We start from the raw sequence: 16004 nt of genomic DNA on the forward strand, positions 1-16004 counted from the left end.
TCCTGGGGACGGGACGGGACGGGACGGAACGGACGTGCGGTCGGGCGGCTCGGACGGCCCCGCACGGGGGCCGCCCGGGCCGTCGGGGACGACCTAGAACTTGAACTGGTCGATGTTCGACTTGTCGAAGACGAACGGCGGGCCGAGCGTGATGACGCCGTCCGCCCCGACCGTGAACTCGGTCGTCTTGTTGCTCAGCCCCTCGGCCGTCAGCTTGTCGCCCTCCTTGCCGGTGATCGTGCCGTCGATCAGGGCCTTCGCCGCGAACGCGCCGAGCTTTCCGAGGTCCTGCGGATTCCACAGGGCGAACTCCGGCACGGTCCCGTCCTTGACGTACTTGACCATCTGCTGCGGGTCGCCGAGACCGGTGAGCTTGACGGAGGACTTCTTCGAGTCGAGGTAGCGGGCCGCCGCGGCGATGCCGACGGTGGTCGGAGAGATGATGCCCTTCAGATCCGGGTACTGGGAGAGCAGCGCCTGCGTCTTGTCGTACGAGGTCTGGTCGTCGTCGTTGCCGTACACCGTGGCGACGATCTGGATGTTCGGGTACTTGCTCGCGGTGTATTTCTTCATCGCCTCGTTCCAGGCGTTCTGGTTGGTCGCGTTGGCGGAGGCGGAGAGGATGGCGACCTTGCCGGAGCTGCCGATCTGCTTGGCCATGATGTCCATCTGCTTCTGCCCGATCAGCTCGGTGCTGGAGGCGGAGACGTAGACGTCGCGGCACCCGGGCTTGGTGTCGGAGTCGAAGGTGACGACCTTGACGCCGGCGGACTTGGCCTGGCCGATGGCGCTGCAGAGGGCGTTGACGTCGTTGGCGGAGAGGACGATGGCGCCCGTCTTCTGCTGGGTCAGGGTGTTGATGTAGCTGACCTGGCCGTCCGCGCTCGCCTGCTGGGGCCCGACCTCCTTGTAGGTGCCGCCGAAGCCCTCGACGGCCTGCTGGCCGGCCTTGTCCGAGGCGTCGAAGTACGGGTTGCCCAGGTTCTTGGGCAGGAAGGCGATGGCGTAGTTCTTGCCCGCGGCGCTGCCACTGCCGCCGCTGGAGCTGCCTCCGGGCGTCGGGGCGGCGCAGCCGGTCGCCACCAGGGCGAGGGCGACGGCGGCGCCGGCCAGGGCCGTGATCCGCGGGCTGGGGGCGGTGAGCTTCATGATGCGTTCCTTCGCTGGTTGGTGTGCGCTGACTGGGTGGAGGTGAACGGGTGGGTCAGGTGCGGGCGGGCCGACGTGCGGCGCGGTGCCGGAGGACACCGACGGCGGTGACCGCGCGGGGGAGCAGGACGGAGGCGATCAGCAGGGCGCCGGTGAGGACGTTGATGACGTCGTCCGTGACGTTGGCCAGGCGGAGGACGCTGCGCAGCACGCCGATGGTCAGGACGGCGGCGATCACGCCGGGCAGGGCGCCCCGGCCGCCGAAGATCGAGACGCCGCCGACGAGCACCGCGGCGACCACGGACAGCTCCAGGCCCAGCGCGTTGTCCCCGCGGGCCGAGTTGTACTGCAGGGTCCACAGCACGCCGGCGACGGCGGAGAGCAGGCCCGAGGCGACGTACAGCCAGAAGGTGAGCCGGCCGGTGTCGACGCCGGAGAACGCGGCGGCCTCGTCGTTCAGCCCGGCCGCGTAGATGGCGCGACCGACCGGCGTGAGGTGCAGCACGACGATGAAGACCGCGGCGAGGACCACGAAGAGCAGCAGGATCGCCGGGAACGGGGAGCTGTCCCCGCCGAGCCGGGTGGTGACGACGGCCTGCCATTCCGGGGGGAAGCCGGTGATGGCGTTGGTGCCGAGCAGGCCCACCGCGATGCCCCGGTAGAGGGCGAGGGTGCCGACCGTGACCGCGAGGGAGGGCAGCCCGACCGTGGTGATGAGGAAGCCGTTCAGTGCGCCGGCCACGATGCCGACCAGGATCGCGACGGCGGCCGCCGCCGGGATCGGCCAGCCGGCCTGGAACAGGACGCCGACGAGCACGCTGGACAGGCCGAGGGTGCTGGCGACGGACAGGTCGATCTCCCCGGTGATGATGATCAGCGTCATCGGCAGGGCGATCAGCAGGATGGGCAGCACGTCCAGGAGCAGGAACGCGATGGTCGTCGAGCCGGCGAAGTACGGGACGGTCGTGTAGCCGATCAGGTAGACGACGATCAGCAGCACGACGATCGCGGCGTCCCGCCCGAGCAGCGCCCGGCGCAGGCGGGTGGCGCGGGTCGGCCCGGTCGGGATGGTGCGCGGGGCGTCGAGCGTCGTGCTCATCGGATCGCTGCTTTCGTCGCGGGGACGGGACTGAGCCGGGCGGCGCTCTGTTCGGAGGTCAGGCGCCGGGCGGTCCGGGCGGCGAGCACCCGGTCGAGGACGATGGCGAGGATGATCAGGGCGCCGACCACCGCCTGCTGCCAGAAGTCGGGGACGCCGATGGTCGGCAGCGTGCTGCTGATGGTGGTCAGCAGCACTGCGCCGAGCACGGCCCCGAGCGGGGTGCCGCTGCCGCCGAAGATCGCGACGCCGCCGATGACGGCCGCCGCGACGGCCTGCAGTTCGAGCCCGGTGCCGGCCGAGGAGGAGACGGTCGCGTACCGGGCGGCGTACATGACGCCGGCCAGGCCCGAGAGGAGCCCGGAGATCACGAAGGCGCTCAGGACGCGGCGTCCTACCGGCAGGCCGTACAGCCGGGCGGCCTGCTCGTCCGAGCCGATCGCGTAGAACTCGCGGCCCGCGCGGCGGAAGCCGAGGACATATCCTGCGACGAGCAGCACCAGCAGGGCGACGATCGCGAGGACCGGCACGCCGAGCACCGATCCGACGCCGAGGTTGGTGAAGCCGTCCGGCATCTCGTCCGGGGTGATCAGGGAGGAGCCCTGCCAGATCACCTGGATGCCGCGGTAGGCGTAGAGGGTGCCCAGCGTGATCACCAGGGCCGGCACCTTCGCGACGCTGATCAGCACGCCGTTGAGCAGGCCGAGCGCACCGCCGAGGGCGATCGCGAGGACGACCACGACGACCGCGGGCACCCCGGTCCAGGACGAGAACATCGTGCCGGTGGCGAACGCCGTCAGCCCGAGCGTCGCGCTGACCGAGAGGTCGATGTTGCGGGTGATGATGACGAACGTCTGCGCGATGGCCAGCACCGCGAGGATCGACGGGGTGAGCAGCAGGTTGGCGTATCCGCTGTCGGAGAAGAGGAAGGACGGGTTGATCGCCGTCGTGATCGCGATGACGATGACGACGGCGAGCAGCACTCCGGACTCGCGGCGCCGGAGCAGGGCGCCGAGCCGCCCGTTCATGCGGCGGTCCTGGTCGCCGCGGTCATGACGGCCTCGCTGGTGGCGTCCGCGCGGGACAGTTCGGTGGTCAGCCGGCCCTCGCGCATCACGTAGACGCGGTCGCTCATGCCGAGCACCTCGGGCAGTTCGCTGGAGATCATGACGATGCCGTAGCCCTCGTGCGCGAGCCCGTCGAGCAGCCGGTGCACCTCGGCCTTGGTGCCGACGTCGATGCCGCGGGTCGGCTCGTCGACGATGAGCAGGCGGGGGCCGGTGGCGAGCCACTTGGCGAGGACGACCTTCTGCTGGTTGCCGCCCGAGAGGGTGCCGGCCTCGCTGTCCAGGCCGGCGGCCTTGACCTGCAGCCGGGTGGCCCAGTCCGTCGCGCTCGCGTACTCGGCGTCGCGGCCGAGCAGGCCGGCGCGGGCGAGCCGCCGCCGGATCACCAGGGTCAGGTTGCGGGCGATGGACATGTCCACGATCAGCCCCTGCTTGCGGCGGTCCTCGGGGACCAGGCCCATCCCGGCCCGGATCGCCGCCCGCGGGTTGCCCTTCGGCAGGGTGCGGCCGAGGAAGGTGACGGTCCCGGCGTCGTAGTCGTCGACCCCGAACACGGCCCGCAGCACCTCGGTGCGGCCGGCGCCCACGAGCCCGGCGAAACCGACGATCTCACCCGCGCGGACGGTGAAGGAGACGTCCTCGAAGACGCCGCGGCGGGTCAGCCCGGCGACCTCGAGGATGGTCTCGCCGACGGTGCCGTCGGTCTTGGGGAACAGGGTGTCGACGTCGCGGCCGACCATCCGGGTGACGATCGCGGCGGGCGTGACGTCCGCGGTCCGGTCGGTCGAGACGTACGCGCCGTCGCGCATCACGGTGATGGTGTCGCACAGGGCGAAGATCTCGTCGAACCGGTGGGAGATGAACACGAGCGCGCGGCCCTCGTCGCGCAGGCTGCGGGCGACGGCGAAGAGCCGGTCGACCTCGACGCCGGACAGGGCCGCGGTGGGCTCGTCCATGATGAGCACCCGCGCGTCCAAGGAGATGGCCTTGGCGATCTCGATCAGCTGCTGGTCCGCGATCGAGAGGCCGAGCGCCGGACGCTCCGGGTCCAGGCGCACCCCGAGCCGGTCGAACAGCGCGGTCGACTGCTCCCGCATCGCGCGGCGGTCCACGGCGCCGGTGCGGGTGCGCGGCTGCCGACCCATGAAGACGTTCTCGGCGACGGAGAGGTCCGGGAAGAGCGTGGGCTCCTGGTAGATGACGGCGACGCCGGCCGCCTTGGACTCGGCGGTCGAGCGGAAGTCGACGGTCTGCCCGCCCACCCGCAGGTCCCCGGCGTCGCGCTGGTAGACGCCGGCGACGATCTTGACCAGCGTGGACTTGCCGGCACCGTTCTCGCCGATCAGGGCGTGGATGCTGCCGGGGTGGACGGCGAGGGTGCCGTCGGAGAGCGCGACCACGGGACCGAAGGCCTTGGCCACGTGGGACAGCTCGAGGGCGGGGGCGGTGCCTGACGTACCGGTCGACATTGATCGGCCTCTCGACGGGATTGAATCGTTTCAGTCGTTGTCCGGTACTGTAAGAAAGGTCACACGCCCACGTCAAGCACCGGGCGTGAATTCATAGCCGATCCGGCGTCGGGGAGGCGGGAGGGCGAGGCGATGGCGGCGAGCGTGCGGGACGTGGCCGAGCGCGCCGGCGTCTCCGTCGGTACCGTCTCGAACGTGCTGAACAGCCCGGGCAAGGTGGCTCCGGCCACCGCCGAGCGCGTCCAGGCGGCCATCGACGACCTCGGCTTCGTGCGCAACGACGCCGCCCGCCAGCTGCGCGTGGGACGGTCCCACAGCATCGGCCTCGTCGTCCTGGACGTGCGCAACCCGTTCTTCACCGATGTCGCGCGCGGCGTCGAGGAGCGTGCCGCCGCCGAGGGACTCTCGGTGCTGCTCGCCAACAGCGACGAGCGGGCGGACCGGGAGGCCGCCCACCTGGAGCTCTTCGAGGAACAGCGCGTGCGCGGCATCCTCATCTCCCCGGTCGAGGAGGTGCTCCCGCTGCTGCAGGGGCTGCGCAACCGGGGCATCCCGTCGGTGTTCGTGGACCGGCTCGCCTCGACGCCGGGCTGGTCGAGCGTGTCCGTCGACGACGTGCGCGGGGGGAGGGACGCCGTCGAGCACCTGCTCGCCCGCGGGCGGCGGCGCATCCTCTTCGTCGGCGGCCCCCTCGATCTCCCGCAGGTGCGGGACCGCCTCGAGGGCGCCCGTGCGGCGGTCGCGGGCGTGGACGACGCGCGCGTGGACGTGCTGCCCGTGACGGGACTGACCATGGCGCAGGGCGTGGCCGCCGGCCGGCAGATCCTGGCGCTCGAATCCCGGCCGGACGCGGTGGTGGCGGGCAACGACCTGATCGCGCTCGGCGTGCTGCAGGGCGTGGCCCTGAACGGCGGCATCCGGGTGCCGGAGGACCTGGCCATCGTCGGCTACGACGACATCGACTTCGCGGCCGCCGCGGCGGTGCCCATCACCTCGATACGGCAGCCGCGGGAGCGGATGGGCGCGCTGGCCCTCGAACTGCTGCTCGAACAGCTCGACGGCAAGGAGCCGCGGCAGATCGTGCTGCAGCCCGAGCTCGTGGTGCGGGCGTCGTCGGGCTGAGTCGTGCTCTCGCCGCCGGCGGGTCGCGGCACGCGAGCCCGCCGCGCCTCAGTCCGCGGCGACGACCTTGAGCAGCGTGCGCAGGTTCCGCGTCGTGGTCGTCTCTTTGAACCGCTTCGTCGCCGAGACCTTCGTCAGCGGGGATGCCAGCGTGCCGCCCACCGGGGCCGTCCAGGCGATCGCGTGCCGGTCGAGGCGCACCGGCGCGTCCGCGCCCGCGGCGATCCCAGCGGCGACGAGCTCGTCGAGGGCCGTCGGATCCGAGGCCAGGGTCAGGTAGGCGTGCTGATCCTTCGAGTCGGCCGGGAAGGGGCAGTCCGCCGCGATCTTCTCGACCGCGTCCCGGGTCAGGACGACCACCCACGCGTCGTAGCCGAAGGCCTCCCGCAGCCGCTGCTCGACGAGGACCTTGGCCTCCGCCGCACTCAGCCTCGTCGTCAGCAGGACGTTGCCCGAGGCCAGCAGCGTTCGCACGCCGGTCAGCGGCTCCTCGTCCAGCACGGCCTTGAGCTTCGCCGACGTGATCGAGACGCCGCCGACGTTGACGCCGCGCAGGAAGACGGCGAGACGGTTCACGCCCGGCCCCGCCGGGGGGTCGCCGCCGAGAGCCCGTCGGCCGAGAGCCGGTCCGCGGACACGGCGTCACCCTCGACCCCGCTGCCCTCGACCCCGCTGCCCTCGACCCCACCGTTCTCCGTGGCCGAGCGCAGCGCATCGGTCAGCTGCCGGGCCGAACGCATCACGACGTCGGCGTGCAGGCGGCCGGGCTGCCGGGTGAGGCGCTCGATCGGGCCGGAGATGGACACCGCGGCGATCACGCGGCCCGAGGGGGCCCGCACGGGTGCGGACACGGAGCCGACGCCGGGCTCGCGCTCGGCCAGGCTCTGCGCCCAGCCGCGGCGTCGGACGCCGGCGAGCACCGTGGGGGTGAAGCGGGCGCCCTGCAGGCCCTCGAGCAGCCGGTCGTGGTCCTCCCACGCGAGCAGCACCTGCGCGGCCGAGCCGGCCCGCATCGAGAGCTGGGTGCCGACGGGGATGGTGTCGCGCAGGCCGATCGGTCGCTCCGCGGACGCGACGCACACGCGCCAGTCGCCCTGCCGGCGGTAGAGCTGCGCGCTCTCACCGGTCGCGTCGCGCAGGCCGATCAGCACCGGACCGGCCGCGGCGGTGAGCCGGTCCTCCCCGGCGGCCGCGGCCAGCTCGACGAGCCGGGAGCCGAGCACGAACCGCCCCTGCACGTCCCGGCCGACCAGCCGATGGTGCACGAGGGCGAGGGCGAGGCGGTGCACCGTGGGTCGCGCGAGTCCGGTCGCCGTGACCAGCTGCGCGAGCGTCGTCGGGCCCGCCTCGAGCGCATCGAGCACGAAAACCGCTTTGTCGATGACGCCGACTCCACTAGAGTTGTCCATGTACTGATATTGCCGTCTCATTATTCGAGACGCAAGCCCGGTCGGGAGACGACCGGACACGACGACGAAGGAGTGAGGGTCGTGGGCAGGACACTGGCGGAGAAGGTGTGGGACGACCACGTCGTCCGGCGAGGCGAGGACGGGCAGCCGGACCTGCTCTACATCGACCTCCACATGCTCCACGAGGTGACGTCCCCGCAGGCGTTCGAGGGCCTCCGGCTGGCCGGGCGCCCGCTGCGGCGGCCGGACCTGACCATCGCCACCGAGGACCACAACACGCCGACGCTCGCGATCGACAAGCCGATCGCCGACCCCACCAGCCGCACCCAGATCGAGACCCTGCGCACCAACTGCGCGGAGTTCGGCGTGCGGCTGCACTCGCTCGGCGACGCCGAGCAGGGCATCGTGCACGTCGTCGGCCCCCAGCTCGGCCTCACCCAGCCGGGCCAGACGGTGGTCTGCGGCGACTCGCACACCTCCACGCACGGCGCCTTCGGGGCGCTCGCCTTCGGCATCGGCACGTCCGAGGTGGAACACGTCATGGCCACCCAGACCCTGCCGCTCAAGCCGTTCAAGACCATGGCGATCACCGTCGAGGGCGAACTCGGCGAGGGCGTCAGCGCCAAGGACATCATCCTGGCCGTGATCGCGAAGATCGGCACCGGCGGGGGCCAGGGCTACGTCCTGGAGTACCGCGGGTCGGCCATCCGCGCGCTCTCCATGGAGGCCCGGATGACGATCTGCAACATGTCGATCGAGGCCGGCGCCCGCGCCGGCATGGTGGCACCGGATCAGACGACGTTCGACTACGTCGCCGGACGCCCCCACGCCCCCACGGGCGCGGACTGGGACGACGCCGTCGCCGCCTGGTCGCAGCTGCGCACCGACGACGACGCCGTCTTCGACGTCGAGGTCTTCCTCGACGCGAACACCCTCGAGCCGTTCGTCACCTGGGGCACCAACCCCGGGCAGGGCGTCTCCCTCTCGGAGTCGGTGCCGGACCCGGACAGCTTCGCCGACGAGGACACGAAGGCCGGTGCCCGCCGCGCCCTCGAGTACATGGATCTGGCCGCGGGCACCCCGATGAAGGACATCCGCGTCGACACCGTCTTCCTCGGCTCGTGCACCAACAGCCGGATCGAGGACCTGCGGGCCGCCGCCGACGTCATCCGGGGCCGCATCAAGGACCCGGACGTGCGGATGATGGTGGTCCCCGGCTCCGCCCGGGTCCGCCTCGAGGCCGAGGCCGAGGGCCTGGATCAGGTGTTCACGGACTTCGGCGCCGACTGGCGGTTCGCCGGCTGCTCGATGTGCCTGGGCATGAACCCGGACCAGCTGGCCCCGGGGGAGCGCTGCGCGTCCACGTCCAACCGCAACTTCGAGGGCCGGCAGGGCAAGGGCGGCCGCACCCACCTGGTGTCCCCGGTGGTCGCCGCCGCGACCGCCGTGCGCGGCACCCTGTCCTCGCCGCTGGATCTCGATCCGGTCGGCACGCCGTCCTCGCCCACGCCCCGGCCCGTCTCGGTCTGAGAGGAGACACCCATGGAGAAGTTCAGCAGCCACCGCGGCATCGGCGTGCCCCTGCGCCGGTCCAACGTCGACACCGACCAGATCATCCCCGCCGTCTTCCTCAAGCGGATCACGCGCACCGGATTCGAGGACGGCCTCTTCGCCAGCTGGCGCAAGAACGAGGACTTCATCCTCAACCGCGAGCCCTTCACCCACGGCAGCGTGCTGGTGGCGGGCCCCGACTTCGGCACCGGCTCCAGCCGGGAGCACGCCGTGTGGGCGCTGAAGGACTACGGCTTCGCGGCCGTGCTCTCCTCCCGGTTCGCCGACATCTTCCGCGGTAACGCCGGCAAGCAGGGCCTGGTCACCGCGCAACTCGCCCAGGACGACATCGAGCTGATCCTCAAGGAGCTCGAGAACGCGCCCGGCACCGAGGTCGAGGTCGATCTGGTCAACCAGGTCGTCACCTGCGGCGCGATCTCCGCACCGTTCGAGATCGACGCCTACACGCGCTGGCGCCTGATGGAGGGATTCGACGACATCGGGCTGACCCTCACCCACGAGGACGACATCGCCGCCTTCGAGGCGCAGCGCCCGGCGTACAAGCCGACGACGCTGCCGGTGCGCACCTGACCCACGCGAGCGTGGCCCGTACCGTGACCCCACCCGGGGCCACGAACGTCGTCCGGCGCTGACCAGCACGGATCCCGTTCCCGGCCCGCCCGGTCCCGTGGTGAGCGCCACGGAGCAGGGCGGGATGATCCGCGCCCTCGTCCGTGTTGCACCGGGGTGCGCCCGTCATGCTCTTATGCTTGACGTCAGGCAGACGGGGGTACTCCCTCCAACGGCACGTACGCAGATCGATGAACGAGGTCTTGAATCCATGGCAAGTGTGTTGACGATCCAGGGTGGTGTGCCCCTGGCCGGTCGGGTGACCGTCCGCGGCGCGAAGAACCTGGTTCCCAAGGCCATGGTGGCGGCCCTGCTCGGCAACGAGCCGTCGGTCCTCCGCAACGTCCCGGAGATCAAGGACGTCACCGTCGTGACGAACCTTCTGAAGCTGCACGGGGTGGCGGTGACGAAGGACCCGGTCAACGGTGACCTCACCCTCGACCCGACGCACGCCACGCAGGCGAACCGGGCCGACATCGACGCCCATGCCGGCGACTCCCGCATCCCGATCCTTCTCGTCGGGCCGCTGATCCACAGCATCGGCGAGGCGTTCATCCCGGACCTCGGCGGCTGCCGCATCGGGGACCGGCCCATCGACTTCCACCTGAGCGTGCTGCGCAAGTTCGGGGCGATCGTGGAGAAGGGCGACGCGGGCATCCACATCACCGCCCCGCGCGGCCTCCAGGGCGCCAAGATCGAGTTGCCGTTCCCGTCGGTCGGCGCCACCGAGCAGGTGCTGCTCTCGGCGACCCGCGCGGAGGGCATCACCGAGCTGCGCAACGCCGCGACCGAGCCGGAGATCCTCGACCTGATCGCCGTGCTGCAGAAGATGGGCGCCATCATCAGCGTCCTGACGGACCGCACCATCCGCATCGAGGGCGTCAAGAGCCTGAGCGGCTACCAGCACCGCGCCCTGCCGGACCGGATCGAGTCCGCGTCCTGGGCGTCGGCGGCGCTCGTCACCCGCGGCGACATCTACGTCGAGGGTGCGAACCAGCAGGACATGATGACCTACCTGAACGTGTTCCGGAAGATCGGCGGAGCGTTCGACATCGACGACGCCGGCATCCGGTTCTACCACCCGGGCGGCAAGCTCAGCCCGCTCGTGCTCGAGACGGACGTGCACCCGGGCTTCATGACCGACTGGCAGCAGCCCCTCGTCGTCGCCCTCACGCAGGCCGACGGCGTGTCCATCGTGCACGAGACGGTGTACGAGAACCGGTTCGGGTTCACCGACGCGCTGGTGCGGATGGGCGCGAACGTCCAGCTGCACCGCGAGTGCCTCGGCAGCGTCCCGTGCCGCTTCGGCCAGCGCAACTTCCTCCACTCCGCCGTCATCTCCGGGCCGACGCAGCTCAAGGGCGCCGACATCGACGTGCCGGACCTGCGCGGCGGGTTCAGCCACCTGATCGCCGCCCTGGCGGCGACCGGGACCTCCAAGGTGACCGGCATCGAGCTGATCAACCGCGGGTACGAGCGGTTCACGCACAAGCTGGAGGCGCTCGGCGCCGACTTCGCCCTGTCCACGACCGATCACTGACCCGCCCGCTGCAGCGCAGACGCGGCACGGGAGGATGACGTGACGCCCCAGACCACTCCGGTGGACACCCGGCAGATCTGGACGTTCCGCGGCCTGGCCGCGGCGGCGATCCCGGCGCTGAACGCCTTGATCACCCACACCTGGCGGGGGACCGAGCGGCTGCCCCGGGACACGGGGTTCATCGCCGTCCCCAACCACGTCACGGAGATCGACCCGCTCATCGTCGGGCACTTCCTCTACAGCAACCGGGTGCTGCCGCACTTCCTGGCCAAGGACTCGCTGTTCCGCGTGCCCGGTCTGGCGCCCGTGCTGCGGTGGAGCGGTCAGGTGCCGGTCTCGCGGGGCGCGACGACGGCGAGCGGCTCGCTCGCGGCCAGCCGGAAGGTGATCGACGAGGGCGGGGCGATCATCGTCTACCCCGAGGGCACGCTCACCCGCGACCCCGACCTGTGGCCCATGCGCGGCCGCACGGGGGCGGCGCGGCTCGCGCTGCAGACCGGCGCGCCCGTCGTGCCGATCGTGCACTGGGGCGCCCAGGAGCTCTTCCCGCGCTACGCCAAGCGCCTGTACCCGTTCCCGCGCAAGCGGGTGACGGTGGTCGTCGGCGAGCCGGTCGACCTCTCCGCCTTCCGGGGACGCCCGCTCGACCGCGCCGCGCTGGCCGGGGCCACCGAGGCCATCATGGCCGCCATCACCGCCGAACTCGAGAAGCTGCGCGGCGAGCAGGCGCCGGCCACCCGGTGGAACCCGGACCACCACGGGCAGCAGGCCACGGGGCGCCACTTCGACGGCGCGACCGGGACCGACGCGAGCCCGGGAACCGCCACGGACGGGGACGCCGCCGGCGGCCACGGGGACGACCGGTGAGCCCGGATCCGTTCACGCGGATCGCCGTCGTCGGGGCCGGCAGCTGGGGCACCACCTTCGCCAAGATCCTCGCCGACTCGGCGGCCACCACCCCGGGTGAGGCCGGTCGTCCGGCGACGGAGGTGCGGGTCTGGGGGCGCCGGGCCGCCGTCGTCGAGGACATCGCCGTCCGCCACCGCAACGACGCCTACCTGCCCGGCATCGCGCTGCCCACCACGCTGACGGCCTCCACCGACCTGCCCGGCGTCCTGCACGGCGCCGACCTGGTCGTGCTCGCGGTGCCCGCGCAGTCGCTGCGCGCCCAGCTGCCGCGCATCCGGGAGCTGCTCGCCCCCCACGCCGTCGTCGTGTCCCTGATGAAGGGGCTCGAGCTGCACACCAACGCGCGGATGAGCGAGGTGATCGCCGACGGGCTCGGGCTGCCCCCGGAGCGGGTCGCCGTGCTCTCCGGGCCGAACCTGGCGATGGAGATCGCCCGCGAGTCGCCCACCGCGTCCGTGGTGGCCTGCGCCGACGAGGCCGTCGCGGCCCGCGTGGCCGCCGCCGCCTCCCCGCCCTACTTCCGGCCCTACACCAACACCGACGTCGTCGGCGTCGAGTTCGGCGGCATCGTCAAGAACGTCATCGCGCTCGCCGTCGGCATCTGCGAGGGCCGGCAGATGGGGGACAACGCCAAGGCGTCCGTCATCACCCGCGGCCTCGCGGAGACCACCCGGCTCGCGCTCGCCCTCGGCGGCCGGGTCGAGACGATGGCCGGGCTCGCCGGCCTCGGCGACCTGGTGGCCACCTGCTCCTCGTCGCTGAGCCGCAACCACACCGCCGGGCGGCTGCTGGCCACCGGGCTGAGCGCCGACCAGGTCACCGCGACGATGCGGCAGACCGCCGAGGGCGTGAAGTCGGCGCGTCCCGTGCTCGACCTCGGGCGCAGCCTCGGCGTGCGCATGCCCATCACCGAGAACGTCGTCGCCGTCCTGGACGGGGAGATCGCGGTGGACGACCTCGCTCCGCGCCTGCTCGGCCGCGACCTCAGATCCGAAGGAGAACAGTGACCGATTCCGCCCAGCCCGGGACCGCCACGCGCGGACAGGACGGACGGATCCGCGTCGCCGTCCTGTTCGGCGGCCGATCCAGCGAGCACGCCGTCAGCTGCGTCACCGCGGCGGGCGTCTTGCGGGCCATCGACCGCGACCGGTACGACGTCGTGCCGATCGGGATCAGCCGATCCGGTCAGTGGGTCCAGATGGACGACGCGCGGGTGCAGGCCTTCAGCCTCGACGGCGGGGCGCTGCCGGCCATCGAGGATGCGCACGCGACGGTGGTGACCGCGCCCGGCGCCGGGTCGCACGAGCTGCTCGTGACCGCGCCCGGGGAGCCGCCGCGCAGCCTCGGTGCGGTCGACGTCGTCTTCCCGCTCCTGCACGGGCCCTTCGGCGAGGACGGCACCATCCAGGGCATGCTCGAGCTGCTCGGCGTGCCGTACGTCGGTGCTGGCGTGCTCGCCAGCGCGGTCGGCATGGACAAGGACTTCATGAAGGTCGTCTTCGAGCACGCCGGCCTGCCGGTGGGCCCGTACGAGTCGATCACCGCCCGGCAGTGGACCGCGGACCGCGCCGCCTGCCTGGACCGGGTGGGCCGCCTCGGGCTGCCCGTGTTCGTCAAGCCCGCCCGCGCCGGTTCGAGCATGGGCATCACCCGGGTCACCGACCCCGCGGCCCTCGAGGCCGCCATCGAGACCGCGCGGGAGCACGATCCGAAGGTCGTCGTCGAGGCCGGGATCGTCGGCCGCGAGATCGAGTGCGCGGTGCTGGACCGGCCCTCGCCCGAGCGGCCGATGGCCAGCCTGCCGGGGGAGATCGTCGTCGCCGACGGCCAGCACACCTTCTACGACTTCGAGGCCAAGTACGTCGACGTCGCGGCCGCCGCGCTGAGCTGCCCCGCGGACCTGCCCGCCGAGGCCACGGCCCGGATCCGTCAGCTCGCGGTCGAGACCTTCGAGGCGGTGGCCGGCGAGGGCCTGTCCCGCGTCGACTTCTTCTACACGCCCGAGGGAGACCTGATCATCAACGAGATCAACACGATGCCCGGGTTCACCCCGATCTCGATGTACCCGCAGATGTGGGCCGCCACCGGCATCGACTATCCGGAGCTGATCGACCGGCTCCTCGAGCTCGCGCTGTCCCGGAGCACCGGGCTGCGCTGAGCGGTCCGGGGGCGTAGGCCCTCCGGTCCGGCGTCAGCCCTGCTGGCTCGGCAGCTGCGCGTCCCGCACGTCGAGGCACTGGTGGGAGCGCGGCAGGCTCGCCACCGGGCTCGCCAGTTCGACGAGGACCGTGCTGGACGCCGCCCGGCTGGTGTCCAGCAGCAGCTCGACCGCCGGCGTGCGCCCGTAGGTGGTCAGCCGCCACGTCGACTTCTCCTGGACGGCTATCCAGTCGACCCCGTTGACGCTCACGCAGCGTTCGGTGGTCGGCCCCGGCGGCTTCACCCCGCAGCGCAGGACGGCCGCGGACGGCTCGCCCCAGGCGGCGGTCGACTGACTCGTCGTGGTGCGCTTCGTCAGGCCCGCGAGGTCGTGGGGCAGGGCGATCATCACCGGGGCGCACCTCGGGTCGTTGGACTGCGCGGCGGGGGCGACGTCGACCGCGGGAGCGCAGCCGGACAGCGTCAGGCCCAGGCCGATGGCCGCGAGGGCCGCCGCCGTGGTGGTGCGGGAGAGAACAGGGCGGATCGGCACCGTCCGAGCCTATCGAGGAACGCCGCGCGGCCGTGACCGGGCACCCGGACGGTGCACGCGCATCTCCGACGGCCGGGAATGAGGCTCACCGCTCGGACCGGTGACGGAGGGCACCGGCACGCGGGCAACATCACCGCCGTCCTGCAGCATCCGGTCAGCCGCGGCCCTTAGGATCGTCAGGACCTTTGACGACGCGTGAACGGGCTGTGCCCGGATGCAGGAGGACAGATGGACGAGCCGGGCACCGAGGACACCCGCCCCCTGGGGCCGCTCGCGGCCTCGGAGCAGCGGGTCGCCGCCCGGAGCAAGCTCCGCCGCCGGCGCCTGATCCGCACGATCCTGATCGCGGTGGTCGCCGTCATCGCCATCGTGGCGATCGTCGTCGGCACCTACGTCGGCGGCATCGCCCACACGTTCGACGACAAGACCGTCAAGCTGGAGAAGGTGTTCCCCGACGGCGACCGGCCCGAGGCGGCCGGCGGGGGAGTGAAGAACATCCTCCTGCTCGGCAGCGACACCCGCGGGAGCCTCGCCGACCTGAACAACGCGGCCGGCAGCGACCAGCGCGCCGACACCATCATGCTGATCCACGTCCCCTCGGACGGCAAGGGCATGTACGGGATGTCGATCATGCGGGACTCCTGGGTGGACATCCCCGGTTCCGGGCAGGGCAAGATCAACTCCGCCATGGCGATCGGCGGCATCCCGCTGCTCGTCAAGACGCTCGAGGGCATGCTCGGCACCCGGATCGACAACGTCGCCGCCCTCGACTTCGCCGGCTTCGAGAAGCTGACCGACGCGATCGGCGGCGTCAGCGTCAACGTGCCGCAGGACTTCAAGGCGATCGACGGGCTGACCTTCAAGGCCGGGCAGCAGGTGCTCGACGGCGCCCACGCCCTCGCGTTCGTGCGGGAACGGCACGCCTTCGCCGACGGCGACTACCAGCGCGTCAAGGACCAGCAGACCTACTTGAAGTCCCTGATGAACAAGATGCTCTCGCCGTCCGTCCTGGCCAATCCGGGCATGGTCTCGCACGCCGTCTCCGAGTTCGCCCCCTATCTCGGGGTCGACCGGTCCTTCACCTCCGGCGACGTCATGGGGCTGGGCTGGAAGCTGCGCAGCGTCCGCGGGAACGACGTGCACATGTTCACCCTCCCGAACTCCGGCACCTCGTTCTCCAGCGACGGGCAGTCGATCATCGTGGTCGACGAGAAGGCCGTGGCGGACGTCGGCAAGGCGCTCCGCAACGACACGATGGCCCAGTACATCGCCGACCACCCGGACGGCCAGCAGCGCTGACCGGCCCTGCGTCGCCGCGGCTCCCGGCCCGTCCGGCCGGCCCCGGCCGCGCACTGGTCGTCCCCTGC

14 protein-coding genes and 1 pseudogene are annotated in these 16004 nt (G+C 71.9%); 8 read left to right on the plus strand and 7 right to left on the minus strand.

The genetic code is table 11. The annotated features are described in order from the left end of the window. Positions 1-93: 93 nt before the first annotated feature. From rhaS to BGP79_RS01080, 4 genes are read right to left on the minus strand one after another with little or no spacing between them, the layout of a single operon-like run. Positions 94-1149, minus strand: coding sequence for a rhamnose ABC transporter substrate-binding protein (gene rhaS / locus BGP79_RS01065; protein WP_076692834.1), 1056 nt, complete (start codon positions 1147-1149; stop codon positions 94-96). A 55-nt stretch (positions 1150-1204) separates the two neighbouring features. Next, the gene (locus tag BGP79_RS01070) at positions 1205-2248 is read right to left on the minus strand and encodes an ABC transporter permease (RefSeq protein WP_076692835.1); all 1044 of its coding nucleotides are present in this window, start codon (positions 2246-2248) and stop codon (positions 1205-1207) included. Then, positions 2245-3276, minus strand: coding sequence for an ABC transporter permease (locus BGP79_RS01075; RefSeq protein WP_076692836.1), 1032 nt, complete (start codon positions 3274-3276; stop codon positions 2245-2247). Before BGP79_RS01075 ends, BGP79_RS01070 begins: the two co-directional genes overlap by 4 nt. Further along, a complete protein-coding gene (locus BGP79_RS01080) occupies positions 3273-4784 on the minus strand; it encodes a sugar ABC transporter ATP-binding protein (protein ID WP_076692837.1) in 1512 nt (503 codons plus the stop codon). The genes BGP79_RS01075 and BGP79_RS01080 overlap by 4 nt, the downstream gene beginning before the upstream one ends. A 132-nt stretch (positions 4785-4916) precedes the next feature. Between BGP79_RS01080 and BGP79_RS01085 the strand changes: the two genes are divergently transcribed. Continuing rightward, positions 4917-5906 carry a LacI family DNA-binding transcriptional regulator gene (locus BGP79_RS01085; RefSeq protein ID WP_076692838.1) on the plus strand — a complete coding sequence of 330 codons (990 nt, stop codon included), beginning with the start codon at positions 4917-4919 and terminating at the stop codon, positions 5904-5906. Positions 5907-5954: 48 nt separating this feature from the next. On the opposite strand, the gene BGP79_RS01090 is transcribed toward BGP79_RS01085, so the two are convergent. Beyond that, entirely contained in the window at positions 5955-6482 is a 528-nt protein-coding gene (locus tag BGP79_RS01090; protein ID WP_076692839.1) for a DUF1697 domain-containing protein, read from the minus strand. Positions 6483-6610: 128 nt separating this feature from the next. Beyond that, positions 6611-7315, minus strand: a pseudogene (locus tag BGP79_RS01095) (IclR family transcriptional regulator); the annotation flags it as partial. 81 nt (positions 7316-7396) lie between these two features. On the opposite strand from BGP79_RS01095, the gene leuC reads away from it, so the two are divergent. The 6 genes from leuC (at position 7397) to BGP79_RS01125 (ending at position 14103) form a co-directional block, all read left to right on the plus strand. Further along, on the plus strand, positions 7397-8845 hold the full coding sequence (leuC, locus tag BGP79_RS01100; RefSeq protein ID WP_076692840.1) for a 3-isopropylmalate dehydratase large subunit: 1449 nt from the start codon (positions 7397-7399) through the stop codon (positions 8843-8845). A gap of 12 nt (positions 8846-8857) precedes the next feature. Beyond that, positions 8858-9457, plus strand: coding sequence for a 3-isopropylmalate dehydratase small subunit (gene leuD / locus BGP79_RS01105; RefSeq protein WP_076692841.1), 600 nt, complete (start codon positions 8858-8860; stop codon positions 9455-9457). Between the two features lie 250 nt (positions 9458-9707). Further along, a complete protein-coding gene (gene murA, locus BGP79_RS01110) occupies positions 9708-11036 on the plus strand; it encodes a UDP-N-acetylglucosamine 1-carboxyvinyltransferase (RefSeq protein WP_076692842.1) in 1329 nt (442 codons plus the stop codon). 39 nt (positions 11037-11075) lie between these two features. Continuing rightward, positions 11076-11903, plus strand: a complete 828-nt coding sequence (locus BGP79_RS01115; protein ID WP_233120999.1) for a 1-acyl-sn-glycerol-3-phosphate acyltransferase — start codon at positions 11076-11078, stop codon at positions 11901-11903. Further along, on the plus strand, positions 11900-12952 hold the full coding sequence (locus BGP79_RS01120) for an NAD(P)H-dependent glycerol-3-phosphate dehydrogenase (protein WP_076692843.1): 1053 nt from the start codon (positions 11900-11902) through the stop codon (positions 12950-12952). Before BGP79_RS01115 ends, BGP79_RS01120 begins: the two co-directional genes overlap by 4 nt. Next, on the plus strand, positions 12949-14103 hold the full coding sequence (locus BGP79_RS01125; RefSeq protein ID WP_076692844.1) for a D-alanine--D-alanine ligase family protein: 1155 nt from the start codon (positions 12949-12951) through the stop codon (positions 14101-14103). The genes BGP79_RS01120 and BGP79_RS01125 overlap by 4 nt, the downstream gene beginning before the upstream one ends. A gap of 33 nt (positions 14104-14136) precedes the next feature. On the opposite strand, the gene BGP79_RS01130 is transcribed toward BGP79_RS01125, so the two are convergent. Further along, positions 14137-14637, minus strand: coding sequence for a DUF3515 domain-containing protein (locus BGP79_RS01130; protein WP_076692845.1), 501 nt, complete (start codon positions 14635-14637; stop codon positions 14137-14139). Between the two features lie 228 nt (positions 14638-14865). Here BGP79_RS01130 and BGP79_RS01135 point away from each other — a divergent pair, with 228 nt between their 5' ends. Beyond that, positions 14866-15936: an LCP family protein gene (locus BGP79_RS01135; RefSeq protein WP_083701442.1), complete on the plus strand. Its 1071-nt coding sequence runs from the start codon at positions 14866-14868 to the stop codon at positions 15934-15936. Positions 15937-16004 lie beyond the last annotated feature (68 nt).

The organism is Tersicoccus sp. Bi-70 (assembly GCF_001968825.1).
Taxonomy (GTDB): domain Bacteria; phylum Actinomycetota; class Actinomycetes; order Actinomycetales; family Micrococcaceae; genus Tersicoccus.